The organism is Dactylosporangium sp. CA-052675 (assembly GCF_050947935.1).
Taxonomy (GTDB): domain Bacteria; phylum Actinomycetota; class Actinomycetes; order Mycobacteriales; family Micromonosporaceae; genus Dactylosporangium.
In genome coordinates, this window is sequence record NZ_CP192010.1 from 9,377,323 (window position 1) to 9,395,268 (window position 17,946).

Annotated in this window: 14 protein-coding genes and 1 pseudogene; 8 read left to right on the forward strand and 7 right to left on the reverse strand. The window is 73.2% G+C overall.

The features are described 5' to 3' along the window. Positions 1-4 precede the first annotated feature (4 nt). Positions 5-1,495: an amino acid permease gene (locus ACQP1P_RS42045; protein WP_433080096.1), complete on the reverse strand. Its 1,491-nt coding sequence runs from the start codon at positions 1,493-1,495 to the stop codon at positions 5-7. A gap of 103 nt (positions 1,496-1,598) precedes the next feature. On the opposite strand from ACQP1P_RS42045, the pseudogene ACQP1P_RS42050 reads away from it, so the two are divergent. Beyond that, positions 1,599-1,970, forward strand: a pseudogene (locus ACQP1P_RS42050) (FAD/NAD(P)-binding protein); the annotation flags it as partial. A gap of 798 nt (positions 1,971-2,768) precedes the next feature. Here the strand turns inward: ACQP1P_RS42050 and ACQP1P_RS42055 are convergent. Genes ACQP1P_RS42055 through ACQP1P_RS42070 form a run of 4 tightly spaced genes read right to left on the reverse strand, consistent with a single transcriptional unit; the run spans position 2,769 to position 6,523 of the window. Then, the gene (locus ACQP1P_RS42055; RefSeq protein ID WP_433090341.1) at positions 2,769-3,347 is read right to left on the reverse strand and encodes a GTP-binding protein; all 579 of its coding nucleotides are present in this window, start codon (positions 3,345-3,347) and stop codon (positions 2,769-2,771) included. Beyond that, a complete protein-coding gene (locus ACQP1P_RS42060) occupies positions 3,328-3,723 on the reverse strand; it encodes a DUF742 domain-containing protein (protein WP_433080097.1) in 396 nt (131 codons plus the stop codon). The genes ACQP1P_RS42055 and ACQP1P_RS42060 overlap by 20 nt, the downstream gene beginning before the upstream one ends. After that, entirely contained in the window at positions 3,710-4,132 is a 423-nt protein-coding gene (locus ACQP1P_RS42065; RefSeq protein WP_350619478.1) for a roadblock/LC7 domain-containing protein, read from the reverse strand. Before ACQP1P_RS42065 ends, ACQP1P_RS42060 begins: the two co-directional genes overlap by 14 nt. After that, positions 4,133-6,523, reverse strand: a complete 2,391-nt coding sequence (locus ACQP1P_RS42070; protein WP_433080098.1) for a sensor histidine kinase — start codon at positions 6,521-6,523, stop codon at positions 4,133-4,135. It lies immediately after the preceding gene. Positions 6,524-6,693: 170 nt separating this feature from the next. Here ACQP1P_RS42070 and ACQP1P_RS42075 point away from each other — a divergent pair, with 170 nt between their 5' ends. Then, positions 6,694-7,086, forward strand: coding sequence for a hypothetical protein (locus tag ACQP1P_RS42075; protein WP_433080100.1), 393 nt, complete (start codon positions 6,694-6,696; stop codon positions 7,084-7,086). A 19-nt stretch (positions 7,087-7,105) separates the two neighbouring features. On the opposite strand, the gene ACQP1P_RS42080 is transcribed toward ACQP1P_RS42075, so the two are convergent. Then, positions 7,106-8,110 (reverse strand): bifunctional heptose 7-phosphate kinase/heptose 1-phosphate adenyltransferase, encoded by a 1,005-nt coding sequence (locus ACQP1P_RS42080; protein WP_433080102.1) that lies wholly within the window; start codon positions 8,108-8,110, stop codon positions 7,106-7,108. A gap of 66 nt (positions 8,111-8,176) precedes the next feature. On the opposite strand from ACQP1P_RS42080, the gene ACQP1P_RS42085 reads away from it, so the two are divergent. After that, positions 8,177-9,292, forward strand: a complete 1,116-nt coding sequence (locus ACQP1P_RS42085; protein WP_433080104.1) for an NAD(P)/FAD-dependent oxidoreductase — start codon at positions 8,177-8,179, stop codon at positions 9,290-9,292. Here ACQP1P_RS42085 and ACQP1P_RS42090 read toward each other — a convergent pair. Beyond that, a complete protein-coding gene (locus ACQP1P_RS42090; RefSeq protein WP_433080106.1) occupies positions 9,281-9,862 on the reverse strand; it encodes a PadR family transcriptional regulator in 582 nt (193 codons plus the stop codon). The genes ACQP1P_RS42085 and ACQP1P_RS42090 overlap by 12 nt on opposite strands. Before the next feature lie 54 nt (positions 9,863-9,916). On the opposite strand from ACQP1P_RS42090, the gene ACQP1P_RS42095 reads away from it, so the two are divergent. The 5 genes from ACQP1P_RS42095 (at position 9,917) to rpsT (ending at position 17,801) form a co-directional block, all read left to right on the forward strand. Next, complete coding sequence (locus ACQP1P_RS42095) at positions 9,917-12,664, forward strand: FtsX-like permease family protein (protein WP_433080108.1); 2,748 nt, start codon at positions 9,917-9,919, stop codon at positions 12,662-12,664. A gap of 4 nt (positions 12,665-12,668) precedes the next feature. After that, positions 12,669-13,394 (forward strand): ABC transporter ATP-binding protein, encoded by a 726-nt coding sequence (locus tag ACQP1P_RS42100; RefSeq protein WP_433080110.1) that lies wholly within the window; start codon positions 12,669-12,671, stop codon positions 13,392-13,394. Positions 13,395-13,455: 61 nt separating this feature from the next. Next, the gene (locus tag ACQP1P_RS42105) at positions 13,456-15,933 is read left to right on the forward strand and encodes a PAS domain S-box protein (RefSeq protein ID WP_433080112.1); all 2,478 of its coding nucleotides are present in this window, start codon (positions 13,456-13,458) and stop codon (positions 15,931-15,933) included. 158 nt (positions 15,934-16,091) lie between these two features. Next, positions 16,092-17,312, forward strand: a complete 1,221-nt coding sequence (locus ACQP1P_RS42110; protein ID WP_433080114.1) for an Ig-like domain-containing protein — start codon at positions 16,092-16,094, stop codon at positions 17,310-17,312. Positions 17,313-17,531: 219 nt separating this feature from the next. Then, positions 17,532-17,801 (forward strand): 30S ribosomal protein S20, encoded by a 270-nt coding sequence (rpsT, locus tag ACQP1P_RS42115; RefSeq protein ID WP_433080116.1) that lies wholly within the window; start codon positions 17,532-17,534, stop codon positions 17,799-17,801. The last annotated feature ends 145 nt before the right edge of the window (positions 17,802-17,946 follow it).

The following is a 17,946-nucleotide window of genomic DNA, read 5'->3' on the forward strand; positions in this document are numbered from 1 at the left end:
TAGCCTAGGTCGATGGCGTGGTCGGTTCCGAACTGATATCCGCCGCTTCGCCCTGTTCGGTGCGCAGACGGGCGCGGCGCATGCCGTAGGCGAAGTACAAGATCAGCCCGACCGCCATCCAGATGAGGAACCGCACCCAGGTGATCACGGGCAGGTTGAGCATCAGCCACACGCTCGCCGCCACGCTGAGCATGGGCAGCCAGGGCACCAGCGGGGCCTTGAAGGCGCGCGGCAGGTCGGGCCGGGTGCGGCGCAGCACGACCACGCCGATCGACACGACCACGAACGCGAACAGCGTCCCGATGCTGGTCAGCTCGGACAGCTCGGACAGCGGCACGAACGCGGCCAGCACCAGCACGACGGCGCCGGTGATCGACGACATCACCCACGGCGTGCCGAAGCGCGGGTGGACCTTGGCCAGCACCGGCGGCAGCAGCCCGTCGCGGGCCATGGCGAAGGAGACCCGGGCCTGGCCGAGCAGCAGCACCAGGATCACCGAGGTGATGCCGCAGACCGCGCCGAGCGAGATGAGGTTCGCCGCCCAGCCCTGCCCGGCGAGGTCGAACGCCTTGGCCAGCGGGGCCGCGGTGTTCAGGTCGCCGTAGTGGACCATGCCGGTGACCACGAACGAGACCGCCATGTACAGCACCGCGCAGATGACCAGCGAGCCGATGATGCCCCGGGGCACGTCGCGCTGCGGGCGGGCGGTCTCCTCGGCGGTCGTCGCCACCACGTCGAAGCCGATGTACGCGAAGAAGACGATCGACGCCGCGGCCACGATGCCGAACCAGCCGAAGTGCTGCGGCGTGATGCCGGCGAGCACCTGCAGCAGCGGCGCGTCCGCGCCCGACTCCTTGGCCGCGGACTGGGCGGGCGGGATGAACGGGCGGTAGTTCGCGGCCTTGATGAAGAACAGGCCCAGGCCGATGACGAAAAGGACCACGGCCACCTTGATGATCACCAGGGCGCCGGTGACGCGCCCGGAGAGCTTGGCGCCGACGATGGACACGATCGACAGCACCAGCACGATGAACGCGGCGCCGAAGTCGGGGCGGGCCTGGTCCCCGGCCAGCCACGAGGGCAGGTCGAAGAGCTCCTGGAGGTACGCCGACCAGCCCCGCGACACCACCGCGGCCCCCAGCGCCAGCTCCAGGCAGAGGTCCCAGCCGATCACCCAGGCGACGAACTGGCCCAGGGTGGCGTAGGAGAACGTGTACGCGGACCCCGCGACGGGCACGGTGGAGGCGAACTCCGCGTAGCAGAGGGCGGCCAGCGCGCACACGACGCCGGCCAGCGCGAACGAGAGCACGATCGCGGGCCCGGCGTTGACGGCCGCCTGCTGCCCGGTCAGCACGAAGATGCCCGTGCCGATGATGACCCCCACACCGAAGACGGTCAGGTCGAAGGCGGAGAGGTTCTTGCGCAGCTTGTGGCCGGGCTCGTCGGTGTCCCGCATCGACTGCTCGATCGACTTGGTGCGAAAGAGGGACGACATGCGACACGACATGCCCGAATGAGCGCGTTCCTACACGTCGGGCTTGGGCAGAGTACTCTAAAGTCTATCTGTTAAATAGGATTTGGCGAGGGAGCGTGGCGCGATGGGGCGGACATGCACCACGGTCGTCGTGGGCGGCGGCTGTAGCGGCGCGCTGGCGGCGATCCACCTGAGCCGGGACCCCTCCCACCGCGTGGTCGTCGTCGATCCGGCGCCGTTCGACGAGCTCGGGCGCGGGGCGGCCTACCGCACCCGGCACCCGGCCCACCTGCTCAACTCGCGCGCGGTGGCGATGAGCGCCCTGGCCGACCAGCCCGACGACTTCGTGCGCTGGTGCCGCGACCAGGATCTCGGCATCGGCCCGGCCGATTTCGCGCCCCGCGGGGTGTTCGGCGACTACCTGCACGACCGGCTGCGCGGGGCCCGCTTCGAGCACGTGCGGGACGCGGCCACCCGGGTGCACGGGGACGGCACCGTCGAGCTGCGCGGCGGCGGCGCCCGGCGCGGCGACCGGGTGCTGCTCGCGCTCGGGCACGGCGCCCCGGCCTGTCCCCCGGCGCTGGCGCATCTGACGGAGCACCCCCGGTACATCCCCGACCCCTGGGCGACGGGCGCGCTGGACGGCATCGAGGGCGACCTCCCGGTCCTGCTCATCGGCACCGGCCTGACCGCCGTGGACGTGGCCCTGACGCTCGAGGGCCGGGCGCCCGTCGTCGCCGTCTCCCGCCGCGGCCTCCTCCCCCGCCCGCACGCGGACGTCGTGCCCGCCGACGGCTCGTTGCAGTACACCGGAAGCTCCCTGGCCGGCCTGATGCGCGCGGTGCGGGAGTTCGCCGCGACCCAGCGCGACTGGCGGGCCGCCGTCGACGCGATCCGCCCGCAGACCGACGACCTGTGGCGGCAGCTCTCGCCCGAGTCCCGGCGGCGGTTCCTGCGGCACGTCTGCGTCTACTGGGAGGTGCACCGCCACCGGATGCCGCCCGCGACGGCCGCGCGGCTGCGCGACTTCACGATCACGTCCGCCCCGGGCCGCGAGGGCTGGGCGGCCGTCGTCAACTGCACCGGCCCCCAGGGCATCGTGAGCACCGGGCTCGGCCGGGCGCTGCTGCGCGACGGCCTGGCCCGGCGCGACGACACCGGCCGGGGCCTCGACATCGACGCGCGCGGCCGGCTCGTCGGCGCCTCCGAGCGGATCTTCACGATCGGCCCGGTGCGCCGCGGCGCCTGGTGGGAGACGACCGCGGTGCCCGAGATCCGGCGGCAGGCCGATCGGCTAGGCCGCGACCTGCTTGAGCGTCATGACGTGCTCGACCAGCGCGATCAGCACGTCCTTGACCGAGCGCCGGTCCCGCGCGTCGCAGAGCACGACCGGCACGTCCGGGTCCAGGTCCAGCGCCTTGGCGATCTGCGTCGCGCTGTGCTTCTGCACCCCGTCGAAGCAGTTCACCGCGACCAGGAACGGCGTGGCGCGGCGCTCGAAGTAGTCCACCGACGGGAAGCAGTCGTTCAGCCGGCGGGTGTCGGCCAGCACCACCGCCCCGAGCGCGCCCAGCGCCAGCTCGTCCCACAGGAACCAGAAGCGGTCCTGGCCCGGGGTGCCGAACAGGTACAGCACGATGTCCTGGTTGATGCTGATCCGGCCGAAGTCCATGGCCACGGTGGTCGTGCGCTTGCCCTCGACGCCGTGCACGTCGTCGATGCCGACGCCGGCGTTGGTGAGCACCTCCTCCGTCTGGAGGGGGCGGATCTCGCTCACCGCGCTGACGAGCGTGGTCTTGCCGACGCCGAACCCACCCGCGACGAGGATCTTCACCGCGAGGGGAACGTGACCGTCAGAGCGCTCGGAGGCCATTGACAACCGCCTTGAGGATGCGATCGTCGGGCCGCTGCGGCCCGACGGATTGGTCGTACTCCGGTTCGTGCATCTCGATGAGCCCCTGCTGGAGCAGGTCGCCCAGCAGCACGCGCACAACGCCGAGCGCGAGATCGAGATGCGAGGCGAGCTCGGCGACCGACACCGGCTCGCTGGTGCGCGCGAGGATCGCGCGCTGCTCGGGCAGCAGGTGCGGCTCGCCCGAGCCGTCGACCCGGCTCACCACGAAGGCGACCAGGTCGAAGGCGCCGACCGCCGGTTTGGCGCGTCCGCCCGTGACGGCGTACGGCCGGACTACCGGTCCGGCGTCGGAGTCCATCCAGTCGTGCTCACGCTCCCGGTCACCCCGCGGCATCGTGTGAGAGGCCCGGTCGCGACGGCGCGGTGAGGTACTGCCCGACCCTGGTCACCAGCATCGCCATCTCGTAGGCGATCACGCCGATGTCCGAGTCGGCGGCGCTGAGCACCGCCAGACAGGCGCCCTGCCCGGCGGCGGTGACGAACAGGAACGAGTTGTCCATCTCCACGATGGTCTGGCGGACGGATCCGCCGTTGAACTGCCGCCCGGCGCTGCGGGCCAGGCTCTGGAAACCGGACGCGACGGCCGAGAGGTGCTCGGCGTCGTCGCGCCCGAGTCCGCTGGACGCGCCCATGAGCAGCCCGTCGGCGGAAAGCACCACGGCGTGCTGCGCCGACTCGACCCGCTCGACGAGGTCGTCGAGGAGCCAGTCGAGCTTGCCGGTGCGGCTCGTCGAGTGCGTCACTTATGCGTCCCTTTCCGGTGCGTTCGGGTCGTCGCCGGGCGTGATCTGCCCGGCGTCGCGGCGGCCCTTGGTGAAGCCGGCCTGCAGCGACGTCATCATCGCGCGTGTCTGCTCGGGTGAGCGCCCGCCGACCGCGGTGGTCGCGAACTGGGCCGCCGGAATGCCGTCGACGGTCCGCTCCTCCTCCGGCCGCTCGCGCAGCTGCGGGGCGAGGCTGGCCTGACGCCGGCGGCGCGGGAGCCCGTCGTCGGTGAGATCGGCATCGCCGCTGTCGTCCCGGTCCTCCACGGGGGCCCGCTGGACCGGCACCGGCGGCGCAGGGGCGACCGGGAGCGGGACCACGTACTCGACGCGCTGCGGCTCGGGCGGCGGCGCCTCCGCGGTCGGGCGGATGACGTCGGCCGCCTCCAGCTCCAGCACCGCCTCCTCGGCGGCCTGGCGCTCCTCGGCCGGCGTGGACGCGGTGAGCTCGTGGCTCGCCCCGGTGATCAGGTGCGGCGGGACGAGCACGACCGCGGTGATGCCGCCGTACGCCGAGGCCCGCAGCGTGACCCGCACGCCGTGCCGGGCGGCGAGCAGCGCCACGACGAAGAGGCCGAGCCGGGCCGAGTTGGCCGGGTCGAAGTCCGGCGGCTGGGCCAGCCGCTGGTTGGCATCCTCGATCGCCTCCGGGGCCATGCCCAGGCCGCGGTCCTCGATCTCGATCGCGTACCCGTTGGGCACCAGCTGCCCGCTGATCTGCACGCGGGTGTGCGGCGGCGAGAAGGCGGTCGCGTTCTCGATGACCTCGGCGAGCAGGTGGATGACGTCGGCGACGGCCCGGCCGACCAGCGACGCCTCGGGCAGGGCCAGGAACCCGACGCGCGCGTAGTCCTCGACCTCGGAGACGGCGCCGCGGATCACGTCGACCATCGGCACCGGGTGGCGCCAGCCGCGGCCGGGCGCGGCACCGGCCAGGATGACCAGGTCCTCGGCGTGGCGGCGCATGCGGGTCGCGAGGTGGTCGACGCGGAAGAGGTCCTCGAGCTCCTCCGGGTCGGTGGTGCGCCGCTCCATGCGGTCGAGCAGGCCGAGCTGGCGGTGCAGCAGGGTCTGGCTGCGCCGGGCGATGTTGAGGAAGACCTCGTTGAGCCCCTGCCGCAGCTGGGCCTCGTGCACCGCGGACTCCACGGCGGTGCGCTGCACGGCGCTGAACGCGTTGCCCACCTTGCCGATCTCGTCGGCGCCCCACTCCAGCGGCGGCGCCGCGGCCACCACGTCGATCTTCTCGCCGTGGCGCAGCTTGGCCACCAGGGCCGGCAGCCGCACGTCGGCGAGGTCCTGGGCGTCCTGGCGCAGGCCGACGAGCCGGCGGATGAGCGAGCGGCCGATGCGGATCGACAGCAGGATGGACAGCACGACGGCGATGAGGCCGAGCACGCCGGCGCCGATGACGCGCAGCAGGATGCCGGTCGCGACGGGGCCCGCGTCGGCCACGATGACCTCGCCGAAGCGCAGATCGAAGTTGCGCAGCTGGGCCACGAGCTTGTCGTACGCGTCCCGCCAGGCGTTGATGTCGATCGGCAGCCCGGCGCCGGCCCGGGCGTCGGACATGATCTTGTTCTCGAGGTCCTGGACGCGCTTGTAGGAGTCGCTGGTGACGATCGGGTCCCAGATCGTCTGGCCGCCCTTGGGCAGGTCGTAGGTCGCGTCGGCGTAGACGTTGCGCTTGGCCCCGATGGTCGCGATCAGGTCGGAGCTCTCGGTGTTCTGGAACTTCCCGGCCGTGGCCACCCCGTTGATCATCGCGTCCTCGCGGGCGAGCTGCTCGCGGCCGCGGCTCGTGGCGATGACGATGAGGGCGTTGCGGGTGAGCTGGGCGTTGCTGATGCCCGGCAGGGAGTCGTACCAGTGGTAGATCGCGTCGATCGGCCAGTTGTAGACGTTCATCGCCTCGGCCCGGTCGATCTGGCCCAGGGTGATGCGGGTCCGGTCGGCCGCGAGCTGGTCGAACTGGTTGATGACCTCACGCAGCCGGCCCCGGGAGACCTCGGGGATCGCGTCCTGCAGGTCGGTGTCGGCGGCCCGGCGGCGGAAGTCGGTGAGCACCTCGTCGACCTTGGCCCGCTGCTCGTTGAGCGCCGTGGTCTCGGGCCGGCCCTCCTGGCGGCCGGAGGCGAGGTAGACCTGGGTGAGCATGCGCTCGCGCTGCAGCGCGACGATCACGTTCTCGGACGGCTTGCCCGACAGCGCGTAGTACGTCTGGCTGTTGAGCAGCTCGGCGGTGTCCCCCGCCGTCAGCGTCGTCGCGAACACCCACATCACCACGAGCGAGGCCAGCGGCGGCAGCAGCAGCGTGATGATCTTCGCGCGGATCGACCAGGTGCGGATTCTCCACGAAGGGCTTCTCATGCGGTCGGTTCCTCGCTGGGGTCGCGGGGCAGAGGGGTGGCGCCTCGGGCATGATACGGACACGTGGGGCCGGAAGTCACCAGCAAGGTCGCCAGGGGTAGGAAGCACCCTCGCCCCTTTTCTCGCTCTTCGCCCGGAGTACCCGGGACCTCCCGGGTACTCCGGGCGCCATGCGACGTGGACGGTGGGTGGTGGCCGCTCTGGCCTGGACGCTGTGCGCGGGCGGGCTGACGGCCCTGGCCCTCAACGCGACCACGGCGGGGCGCAATGCCCTGCTCAAGGCGGCTCGACCGGCCCCCGGATTCCCCGTGACCGCGTCGCCCTCACCCTCGCCGGACGCGCCGCGAATCCTGCGCTCGCCGGGCGGGAACGTGGTCGCGAGCTGCGAGGGGAGTCAGGTGCTGGTGCGGTACCTCAGCCCCGCCGCCGGATTCCGCATCGTGAACGCGGACCGGGCGCCGGGGCCGCAGTCCCGGGTCACCTTCCGGTCCGACGCTCACGAGGTCCGCGTGCTGGTGCACTGCGCCGGCGACGGTCCGCACGCGGACATCGAGACCAGCTAGGTCACACATCGATCACAATTTATATCACCCGCTCCGGCAGGCCGAGTCCCTCCGGAATCACGGCCGTCCCGACGCCACGGATCGCCATGGAGGCGCAACGCTGCGCAACGTCCGCGGAGTCGGCCAGCCCGGCGCCGGCCAGCCGCGCGAGCACGAACCCGGCCAGGTACGCCCCGCCCGCCCCGGCCGCGTGCGCGACGGGCGCCGGCGGCGCGGCGGTGGCGACCGTCTCGCCGTCGAGGCTGAGCACCGCCGAGCCCTCGGCGTCGAGCGTCACCGCGACCACGGCCGCGCCCGTGCGCCGCAGCAGCTGGCCGCGGTCGCGCTCCGGGTCGAAGTCGGGCGCCTCCCGGTCCGACAACCGGTCCGATACCCGGCCCAGCACCCGCGCGGCCTCCGCCCGGTTCGGGGTGACCAGGTCCGGCCCGGTCGACGCCCACGGGGCCAGGTCGTGCGCGTCCACGGCGAAGAGCGGCAGGTCGAGGCGGCGGGCCGCGAGCAGCTCCCGCACCCGCGGCCCGAGCGTGCCGGCGCCGTGGTCGCAGACGACGACCGCGTCCGGGCGCGGCTCGGTGTTCAGCGTCTCCTCGAGCCGGCGCAGCAGCGTCTCGGCCGCGACCGGGCTCAGCGGGCCGGTGTCGCCGTCGTCGAAGCGGACCAGGACGTACCCGTCCGCGACCACCCGCCGCTTGGTGACCGTCCGGCGGCCGACCGCGGTCACGAGCCGGTCGGCCACGCCCGCGTCCCAGACGCAGGTGCGCAGCCGGGCCCCGGCGTCGTCGTCGCCGACGGCCCCGACCAGGGTGGTCCGGCCGCCGAGCGCGGCGAAGTTGGCCGCGGTGTTGGCCGCGCCGCCGCACACCTCGCGGGTGGCGTCCAGGGCGATCACGGGCACCGGCGCCTCCCGGCTCAGCCGGACCGGGGCGCCGCACAGCCAACCGTCGAGCAACGCGTCCCCGACGACGAGGATCGCGGCGTCGCGCCAGCCCTCGGCCAGCGCGGCGAACTTGCCTGAGATCTGCACCGGCCGCCGCTACCCGGCCCCGCGCGCTTCATTCCCTGCGACAATCGGACCATCGAACACGCAGACGTGGCGATCATCGGCGGGGGCATCGCCGGCCTGTCCCTCGCCGCGGAGCTCGCCGAGCTGGACGGCCGGATGGTGGAGCGCTCGGGCGGCACCCGCCCGGAGCTGCGTATCGTGCTGCTCGAACGGGAGAACCAGTACGCGTACCACGCGACCGGGCGCTCGATCGCCGCGCTGTCGGAGAGCCTGGGCTCGCCCGAGCAGCGCGCCCTCGCCCGCGCCTCCCGCACCATCCTCGACGCGCTCGGCGCCGAGTCCGGCACGCCCCTGCTGCGGGCCCGCCCGGTGGTCTGGGTGGCCGACGAGGACCACCTCGGCGCCGTCAACGCCCTGCTGACCGCGAACCCGTCCCTGCGCGCCGTCGACCCGGCGGCCGCCCGGACCCTCTGCCCCGCGCTGCGCCCCGGGGCCGCGGCCCGGGCCGCGGTGGAGCGCACCGCGCAGGACGTGGACGTGGACGCGCTGCAGCAGCAGTACCGCGACCGCGCCAACGCCGCCGGCGCCGTCCTGCGCACCGCGATCGGCCTCGAGTCCGGCACCTGGGACGCGGCCCGCGGGCGGTGGACGGTCACGACCGACCGCGGCGAGCTGACCGCGACCCGGATCGTCAACGCCGCCGGGGCCTGGGCGGACGCGGTCGCGGCCCGGCTGGAGGTGCGGGGGGCCGGCCTGACCAGCTACCGCCGCACGGTCGCGATCGCCTCCGCGGACGGCGTCGGGCCGGCCTGGCCCCTGGTCCTGGACGTGGCGAACCGCTTCTACTTCCGCCCGGAGCGCGGCGGCCTGCTGATCTCCGCCGCCGACGAGACCCCGAGCCCGCCCACGGACGCGGAGGCCGCGCCCCAGGACGTGACCGTGGCCGTGGAGCGCGTGACGGCCGCGACGACCCTGCACCTCGCCCGCGTCCGCACCAGCTGGGCGGGCCTGCGCACCTTCGCTCCCGACCGCAACCCGGTCGTCGGCCCCGACCCGGAGCAGGACGGCCTCTTCTGGTTCGCGGGCCTCGGCGGCACCGGCATCCAGACCGCGCCCGCCCTGGCCCGGCTGGCCGCGGCCCGGCTGCTGGGCGAGCCGTTCGAGATCCCCGACCTGCGCCCCGACGCGCTGCTACCCCGCTGAACGCAGCCCCTCGGCGGCCGGGGCCTTCGCGACGGCGACCGGCAGGCCGCCGGGGGTGCGCAGCAGGGCGCGGTCGGCGTCCTCGACGAAGGCCAGGTCGGCCTCCACGTGCCGGGCCGCGGCCGAGAGCAGCAGGGCCACCACCGGGTCCTCCGCCCGGCGCCGCAGGCCGTCGAGGTTGCGCAGCTCGCGCATGAGATACGTCCGCTGCTGCGACAGCACCGTCTTGACCGTGTCCGCGTCGCCGGAGCGGGCCGCGGCCGTCACCTTCAGGAAGAAGTCGTCGCGGAACCCGCCGCTGCGCGGGGACGCCTCGCCGAGCCAGCGCCGCAGCTCCTCGTGGCCGGCGCCGGTGATCTCGTAGACCACCCGGTCCGGCTTGACCGCCTGGGCGTGGCGCTGCGAGACCACCATCCCGTCGCGGGAGAGCCGGTCCAGGATCTGGTAGAGGTGGCCGATGTTCAGCGGTCCCCACTGCGGGCCGACCGCCGTCTCGAACGCGCCCTTGAGCTCGTAGCCGTAGCTCGGCCCGTGCGACAGCAGCGACAGCACCGCGTGATGGATCGGCATGACCCGAGATGCTACCCCTTGCATTGTCACAATGCATTGCGACAGAGTAGGCGCGTGATCCCATTCATCTGGGCGCATCTACGGGGGCGCGCGGCGAGGTCGGTGGCGCTGCTGCTCGGCGTCCTGGTGGCGACCACCGGCTTCACCGTGCTCACCGGGGCGACCGACACCGCCCGGCTGGAGGTCACCGGCGAGGTGAACCGGTCGGCCGTGGCCGCCTACCAGGTGCTGGTGCGACCCGAGGACACCCGCACGGCGCTGGAGAACGACCGGCAGAAGGTCCGCCCCAACTCGCTCAGCGGCATCTACGGCGGGATCACCCGCGACCAGGTGTCCAGGATCGCCGCCCTCGACGGCGTGGACGTGGCCGCCCCGATCGCGATGGCCGGCTACGCCAACCAGAGCCGCATCGCCCTCGCCGACGTCACCGGCCTGGTCGACCGCTCGCTCGACCGGCAGCTCATCCGCGTCGACCGGACGTTCCTCGCCGACCACGAGCTGAGCACCGCCAAGGGCCGGGCCCAGTTCGTCTACATCACCAAGCACGCCCTCGCCTGGCCGAAGATGAACGGGGCCAGCTCGTCCCGGGTGGAGTACAGCGACGGCTCGGTGCGCGTCGGCCGCGACCTGTGCGCCGACACGGTGCCCGTCCTCGAGGAGGGCCGGCCGGTCTGCGACTGGATCGACCGGGGCGAGATGTCGAACCTGATGAACGACCTGCAGGGCACCCGCCTCGACGTCTACCAGCTCCTGCCGGACGGCCGGTTCCAGCGCGGCTCGGCCGGCGAGAACGGCGACGGGCTCGTCACCGCCGACACCGCCGAGGCCTTCCTGTACTGGAAGACCCCGCTGCTGCTCGCCGCCGTCGACCCGGGGGCCGAGGCGCGGCTGGTCGGGCTGGACCGGGCGGTCACCGCCGGGCGCTGGTTCGGCCCCGGCGACCGGGTGCTGCCGAAGCGGCCGCCGATGAACCTGGCCACGCTGCCGGTGCTGTCGGTCGAGCGGCCGTACCCGGACAACGGCCTCCGCATCGGCCTGAGCCGGGTGCCGCTGAGCGAGCCGCCGCCGGGCGACACGCCCGCGCACGCGCTGGCCACCCTCGACGCGATGACCGGCCCGCCGCTGCAGACGCGGACGGTGCAGGCCGACCCGCAGGAGCTCGAGGCGCAGCACTACCTGGCCCCGTTCATGCTCACGGGCGGCGTCGACTACACCGAGCGCCCGGACGGCTCGCTCACCGCCGTCCCGGTCGCGAGCAACCCGGAGGCCTGGCGGCTGCGGGACGAGTCCGGCGTGCACGTGCCCTGGCAGATCTACGACACCTCGTACCGCACCGTCAGCCAGTCGACCAACCTCGGCATCGCCAGGACCATCGGGCTCTACGACCCGGCCCGGGTGCGGGCGTTCGACCCGCTGAGCAAGGTCCCGATGGAGACCTACCAGGCCCCCGTGGCCACCGGCGGCGACCAGCGCAGCCGCGACCTGCTCGGCGGCGGCGCGCTGCTGCCCGACGGCAACCCGGCCGCCTACCTGGCCACCCCGCCGACGCTGCTGACCAGCCTCGACCTGCTCGACCAGGCCTACGCCGAGGCCGGGCTGAGCACCGCGGCCAAGGCGCCGGTCTCGGCCGTGCGGGTGCGCGTGGCCGGCGTGCACGGCTTCGGCGCGGCCGAGCGGGAGCGGGTGCGGGTCGTGGCCGAGCGCATCGCGGCCGCGACCGGGCTCGACGTCGACATCACCTACGGCTCCTCGCCGCAGCCCCAGCTCGTGGACATCTCGGCGGGGCAGTTCGGCCGGCCGGCGCTGCGGCTGTCGGAGCTGTGGACCCGCAAGGGGGTGGCCGCGGCGATCGTGAGCGCCGTGGATCGCAAGAGCGTCGTGCTGTTCGTCCTGGTACTCGTGGTCTGCGCGCTGTTCCTGGCCAACGCCGTCACGGCCGGGGTGCGCGACCGGCGCGTCGAGCTCGCGACGCTCACCGCGCTCGGCTGGCCGGCCCGGCGCGTGTTCGGCGTCGTGCTGGGCGAGGTCGCCGCCATCGGGCTGGTCGCGGGCGCCGGGACGATGCTGCTCGCCGGTCCACTCGGCTACCTGCTCGACGTGCGGGTTCCGTGGGGGCGGGGGCTGCTGGCCGTACCGATCGCGCTGCTCCTGGCTCTTCTGGCCGGACTGCTCCCGGCACTGTCCGCGGCTCGCGCACGGCCGGCGAAGGGGCTGCGACCCGCGGCGCGCCGACCCCGCCGGGCCGGCCGCCCGCGCGGGCCGATCGGGCTGGGCCTGCGCAACCTGCTGCGCGTGCCCGGGCGGACCCTGCTCGGCGCGGGCGCGCTGGCGATCGGCATCACCGCGGCGACCGTCCTCGGCGCGATCACCTTCGCCTTCCACGGCGCGATCGTCGGCACGCTGCTCGGCGACGCCGTGTCACTGCAGGTGCGATCGGTCGACACGGTCGCGGTCGCCGCCACGGTACTGCTGGGCGCCCTCGCCGTCGCCGACGTGCTCTACCTCAACATCCGCGACCGCTCGGCCGAGCTCGCCACCCTGCGCGCGGCCGGCTGGACGGCCGGGGCGCTGGCCCGCCTGGTCGCCGCCGAGGGCTTCGGCATCGGCGCGCTCGGCGGCCTGCTCGGCGCCGGTCTCGGCCTCGGCGGCGCGGCCTGGCTGGTCGGCGCCGTGACCGTCGGCCTGCTCTGGACCGCGGCCGCCGCGCTCGCCGGCGGCGCCCTGGTCGCGACCGCGGCCGCGATCGTCCCCGCGCTGCTGCTGCAGCGCCTGCCCACCGCCCGCCTGCTCGCCGAGGAGTAACGCCATGTCAGGGGCCGCGCTGTCGATCGACGGGCTCACGAAGCGTTTCCAGGACATCGTCGCCGCCGACGAACTCTCGCTGGAGGTCGCCGCGGGCAGCTTCACCGCCGTCACCGGGCCGAGCGGCTCGGGCAAGTCCACGCTGCTGCACCTGGTCGGCGCCATCGAGTCCGCCGACGCCGGCTCCATCGTGGTCGACGGGGTGGAGGTGACGGGGCTGCGGCGGCGGAGGCTGTCGCAGTACCGGCGCACGGTCGGGTTCGTCTTCCAGCGGTACCACCTGCTGCCCGCCCTGACCGCGCTGGACAACGTGATCGCCCCGGTGCTGCCGTTCAAGGTCGGGTTCGACAAGCGCGCCCGCGCGCGGGAGCTGCTCGACGCGGTCGGGCTCGCCGGGCGGGAGCGGTCGCTGCCGGCCCAGCTCTCCGGCGGCCAGCAGCAGCGCGTCGCGATCGCCCGGGCGCTCATCGGCGCGCCGCGGCTCCTGCTGGCCGACGAGCCGACCGGCAACCTCGACTCGGCCCACGGCACGCAGATCCTCGACCTGCTGCTGGAGCTGCGCGACGAGCACGGCATGACGGTGCTGCTGGCCACGCACGAGCAGCCGATCGCGGCCCGCTGCGACCGGCTGATCCGCCTCGGCGACGGCCGGATCGACGAGGACATCGACCTGACGACCGGCGAGTCTCCCGAATCCACGCTGGCGCGCGCCACCCAGCTGCGGCTTTAGCCGGGATATGCACCATTTGGCGAGTACGATCGCTGGTACGTGTTTGCGGGTTGGGGGTGGTATGCCGCAACTCGATACCGGCGTGCTCGCGCGGCCCGAACGACTGCGCGCCCTGCGCCGCGCGCACCTGCTCCTGAGCTCCTCGTCGGCCCCGGTCGACGGCCTCGTCCGGCTGGCGGCCCGCTCGGTGGTCGCCCCGGTCGGCCTGCTCACGCTCGTCGACGACGAGCGCATGCACGTGGTCGGCCGGCACGGGCTGCCGCCGGACCTCGACCACGTGCACGCCGAGCCGGCCACGAGCTCCTTCTGCCAGTTCGTGGTCAGCGAGGACTCCGCGCTGGTGGTCCGCGACGCGCGCGAGGACCCCGTGCTGCGCGACCTGGGCGTGGTGACCAGCCGGCACATCACGGCGTACCTCGGCCAGCCCGTCCACGACACCGCCGGGAACACGCTCGGCGCGGTGTGCGTGACCGACTCGGTGCCGCGGCACTGGACCGACGAGGACATCGCCGCGATCGCCGAGTGCGCCGGGCTCATCGAGGTCATGCTGGCCGCGGAGACCTCCCGCGAGGACATCGCGCTCGCCGCCGCCGAGACCGACGCCGTGCTGGAGACGGCCCTGGAGGCCTTCGTCGCCATCGAGCTGACCGGCGAGATCACGCGCTGGAACCGCGCGGCCGAGCGCACCTTCGGCTGGACCGCCGCCGAGGCGATCGGCCAGCACGTGCACGAGCTGATCATCCCCGAGCGCTTCCGGGCGGCTCACCGCGCCGGGCTCATGCGCCTGGCCCGCGGCGGGGTGCCCCGGCTCATCGGCCAGCGTCTGCAGCTGTACGCCGTGAACCGCGCCGGCGACGAGTTCCCCGTCGAGATCACGCTCAACGTCGTCGAGGGCACGCTCGGGCGGCACGCGCACGCGTTCATCTACGACATCAGCGAGCGCGTCACCGCCGAGCGGCAGCTCGCCCGCGAACGCCACTTCCTCTCCGCCCTGCTGGACAACCTCGACGCCGGCGTGGTCGCCAGCGACGAGCGCGGCAGGCTGATCCTGTTCAACCGCGCGATGCGGGACATCACCGGCCACGACGCCGACGGCTCCACCCAGGACGCCTGGACCGTGCTGCGCAGCGCCCCGGGCGGCGAGACGATCACCGGCGAGGACATGCCGCTCACCCGGGCCTTCCGCGGCGAGCACATCCGCGACGCCGAGTTCGTCATCCACCTGCCGGACCGGCCCCGCCGCTCGTTCACCGTGAACGCCCAGCCGATCCGCGACTCCGACGGCACCCGCCTCGGCGCGGTCGCGGCCCTGCACGAGGTCACCGAACGCCGCCGGGCCCAGCGGCTCATCGAGTGCGAGCTGGCCGTGTCGCGCATCCTGGAGCAGGCCCCGACCATTGAGGAGGCCGGCCCCGAGCTGCTGGAGACCGTCGCGCGCACGCTGCACTGGCCGCACTCGGAGATGTGGCTCGTGGACAGGGTCGGCAACGTGCTGCGCAACGCGGCGATGTGGACGGAGCCGGGGTACGAGATCCCCTACCCGGACCCGCTCGCCCCCGGCAAGGGCGTCTCGGGCGTGGCGTGGGAGACGGGCCAGCCGACCTGGATCCCCGACATCTCCGCGGTCAACAGCCACCTCAACGTGCCCTCGCTGGCCAAGCACGGGCTGCGCGTGGGCCTGGCGATCCCGATCCGCGACGGCTCCGGGGTCACCGGCACGCTGAGCTTCTTCGGCGACGCCGCCGAGCAGCCCGAGCAGTCCCTGATCGCGCTGCTGTCGGGCATCGCCGCGCACGTCGGGCAGTTCCTGGAGCGGCGCCGGGCCGAGGACCTCGCCAAACAGCTGGCCCGCACCAAGGACGAGTTCATCGCGCTGGTCGGCCACGAGCTGCGCACGCCGCTGACGTCGATCTCGTCGTACACCGAGCTGCTCCTGCACGACGACCACGACGACGAGGCCACGCGCGAGCAGTTCCTGGCCGTGATCGCGCGCAACGCGGAGAACCTGCGCGCCATCATCGACGACCTGCTCGACCTCGCCGGCCTGGAGAGCGGCTACGTCACCATGGTCGAGCGCCCGCTGGACTTCGCCGCCGTGGTGCGCGAGGTCGCCGACGCCAACGCCCAGGCCGCGCGCGAGAAGGACCTCGACGTCACGGTCGTCCTGCCCGAGGGGGCCGCTCCCGTCGCCGGCGACCTCCCGCGCCTGCGCAAGGTCGTCGACCACCTCGTGACCAACGCGGTGAAGTTCACGCCCCCGGGCGGCCGCGTCGAGATCCGCCTGGACAGCGACGTGGCCGGCGTCACCCTGCACGTGGTCGACACCGGGGTCGGGATTCCGCAGGAGGAGCGGTCGCGGCTCTTCGAGCGCTTCTTCCGCGGCTCGAACATCCGCAACCAGGGCGTACCGGGCACCGGCCTGGGCCTGGCGATCAGCCGCACGGTGGTCGAGCGCCACGGCGGCAGCATCACGGTGACGGATCACGGCGACAAACCGGGCACCACCTTCGTCGTGCGCCTACCCGCCTACTGCCCCTGAGGGTCGTCCACCCGCGCGGGTGCGCTCGGCGCGGGTGCGGCGTCGCGCCCCCGGGGCTTCGCCGTCCACCTACCGCCCCACCGCCCCCGAAGAGCCGTCCACCGCGCGGGTCCGCTCGGCGCGTTTGCGGCTTTGCGAGCATCGGGCAAGCTGGGTGCATGCGGTCTCGATGGTTGTCGTTGCTGGTGGTGAGCGCGCTGGCACTCAGTGCGTGCTCGAACTCCGATACCTCATGGAAGAGCCCCGGCAGCGGTACCTCCGCAGGCCCCGCCGAGAGCAAGAAGATCCCGATCACCTCGCCGGCCGACGGCGCGAAGGACGTCTCCACGGCGCTCGACCTCGTCTTCAACGCCCCCGAGTCGGCCGAGGTGACCCTGAAGGACGCGTCCGGCGCGACCATCACGGGCAACGCGGTCGACCAGCAGCCGCCGAAGTCCGCCGCATCGGCCGGCCCGTCGGCGGAGGCATCGGCCCCCGCGACCGACGGCGTGCACTGGGTGCCTGACAAACAGCTTAAATGGGGCACCGAGTACACCGCGACCGTGAAGGCCGACGGCGCCACCGGCGAGGTGAGGTTCACCACGATGGCCAAGCCGTCGAACCTGGTCCGGGTCACCAGCCAGGTCGGGGACAACCAGGTCGTGGGCGTCGGCATGCCGATGATCCTGAACTTCGCCAACGACGTGCCCAAGGAGGCCCGGGCCGCGGTCCAGCGCCGGCTGTTCATGTCCTCCGACCCGCCGCAGGAGGGCAGCTGGAACTGGTTCAGCGCCAAGGAGGTGCACTACCGCCCGAAGGAGTACTGGCAGGCCGGCACCAAGCTGAAGCTGCGCGCCGCGCTGGGCGGGGTGTCGCTGGGCAACAAATCGTACGGGCAGCAGGACCTCACCGTCGATGCCACCGTCGGCAAGAAGCTCATCATGGAAGCCGACAACGCCACGAAGAAGATGACCGTGACCGAGGACGGCGTGGTCCTCAAGACGATGCCGATCAGCCTCGGCAAGCCGAGCAACCCCTCGGACAGCGGCAACTTCATCGTGATGGTGAAGAACGAGTGGGAGTGGTTCGACTCCTCCACCTACGGCGTGCCCGTCGACTCCCCCGACGGCTACCGCACCAAGGTGCAGTTCCCGCAGCGCATCACGTGGAGCGGCCAGTACATCCACGCCGCCCCCTGGTCCGTCCCCGACCAGGGCAAGCGCAACGTCTCCCACGGCTGCGTCAACGTGAGCCTGGAGCTGGCCCAGTGGCTCTACGGCGTGACCCACATCGGCGACCCGGTGATCGTGAAGGGCACCGAGGAGCGCGTGAAGTACGGCGACGGCTGGACGGACTGGGAACTCCCCTGGGACCAGTACGTGAAGGGCAGCGCCCTCTGATCCCCGACCGAAGCTCCCTCGCGAACCGGCGCCACCTCCCTCGTGGAGGCGGCGCCGGTTCCCTGTTCCGGCCCGCGCCCTCCGCGTCCCCCTCTCGGACGCGGCCCGTTTTGGCTGGCCGCGGGGTGACCTGGTAGCCTGATTCATCGCGCTAGGTGACGCGCCGTCGTGCCATGCGCTCAAGGAATCCAACCCGAGCTATCAAGACGAGGCTGTCGCGTGGCGAACATCAAGTCCCAGATCAAGCGCAACCGGCAGAACGAGAAGCGCCGCCTGCGCAACAAGTCGGTGAAGTCGTCGCTGAAGACGGCCATCCGCAAGTTCCACGAGGCGACCGCCGCCGGCGACAACGACACCGCCGCCGCGCTGCTCCGTGACGCTTCCCGCAAGCTGGACAAGGCCGCCAGCAAGGGCGTGATCCACAAGAACCAGGCCGCCAACCGCAAGTCGGCCATCACCAAGAAGCTGCACGGCCTGACCTCCGCCTGACCGGAGCAGCAGCAGCTCGCGAGCCCTGCGAAAAGCGCCGCCCACCTAGGTGGAGCGGCGCTTTCGCCGTGCCCAGCCCCAGGCCGAACACCCGCACCGCCCCAGCCGCGCGAGCGCGAGCGCGGCCAGGCCGAACGCCCGCACC

What these genes read in the sequence shown, in the direction of transcription:
- ACQP1P_RS42045 (WP_433080096.1), bottom strand. Translation starts at nt 1,495, where the DNA reads ATGTCGTCCCTCTTTCGCACCAAGTCGATCGAGCAGTCGATGCGGGAC.
- ACQP1P_RS42055 (WP_433090341.1), bottom strand. Translation starts at nt 3,347, where the DNA reads ATGGCCTCCGAGCGCTCTGACGGTCACGTTCCCCTCGCGGTGAAGATC.
- ACQP1P_RS42060 (WP_433080097.1), bottom strand. Translation starts at nt 3,723, where the DNA reads ATGCCGCGGGGTGACCGGGAGCGTGAGCACGACTGGATGGACTCCGAC.
- ACQP1P_RS42070 (WP_433080098.1), bottom strand. Translation starts at nt 6,523, where the DNA reads ATGAGAAGCCCTTCGTGGAGAATCCGCACCTGGTCGATCCGCGCGAAG.
- ACQP1P_RS42075 (WP_433080100.1), top strand. Translation starts at nt 6,694, where the DNA reads ATGCGACGTGGACGGTGGGTGGTGGCCGCTCTGGCCTGGACGCTGTGC.
- ACQP1P_RS42090 (WP_433080106.1), bottom strand. Translation starts at nt 9,862, where the DNA reads ATGCCGATCCATCACGCGGTGCTGTCGCTGCTGTCGCACGGGCCGAGC.
- ACQP1P_RS42100 (WP_433080110.1), top strand. Translation starts at nt 12,669, where the DNA reads ATGTCAGGGGCCGCGCTGTCGATCGACGGGCTCACGAAGCGTTTCCAG.
- ACQP1P_RS42105 (WP_433080112.1), top strand. Translation starts at nt 13,456, where the DNA reads ATGCCGCAACTCGATACCGGCGTGCTCGCGCGGCCCGAACGACTGCGC.
- ACQP1P_RS42110 (WP_433080114.1), top strand. Translation starts at nt 16,092, where the DNA reads ATGCGGTCTCGATGGTTGTCGTTGCTGGTGGTGAGCGCGCTGGCACTC.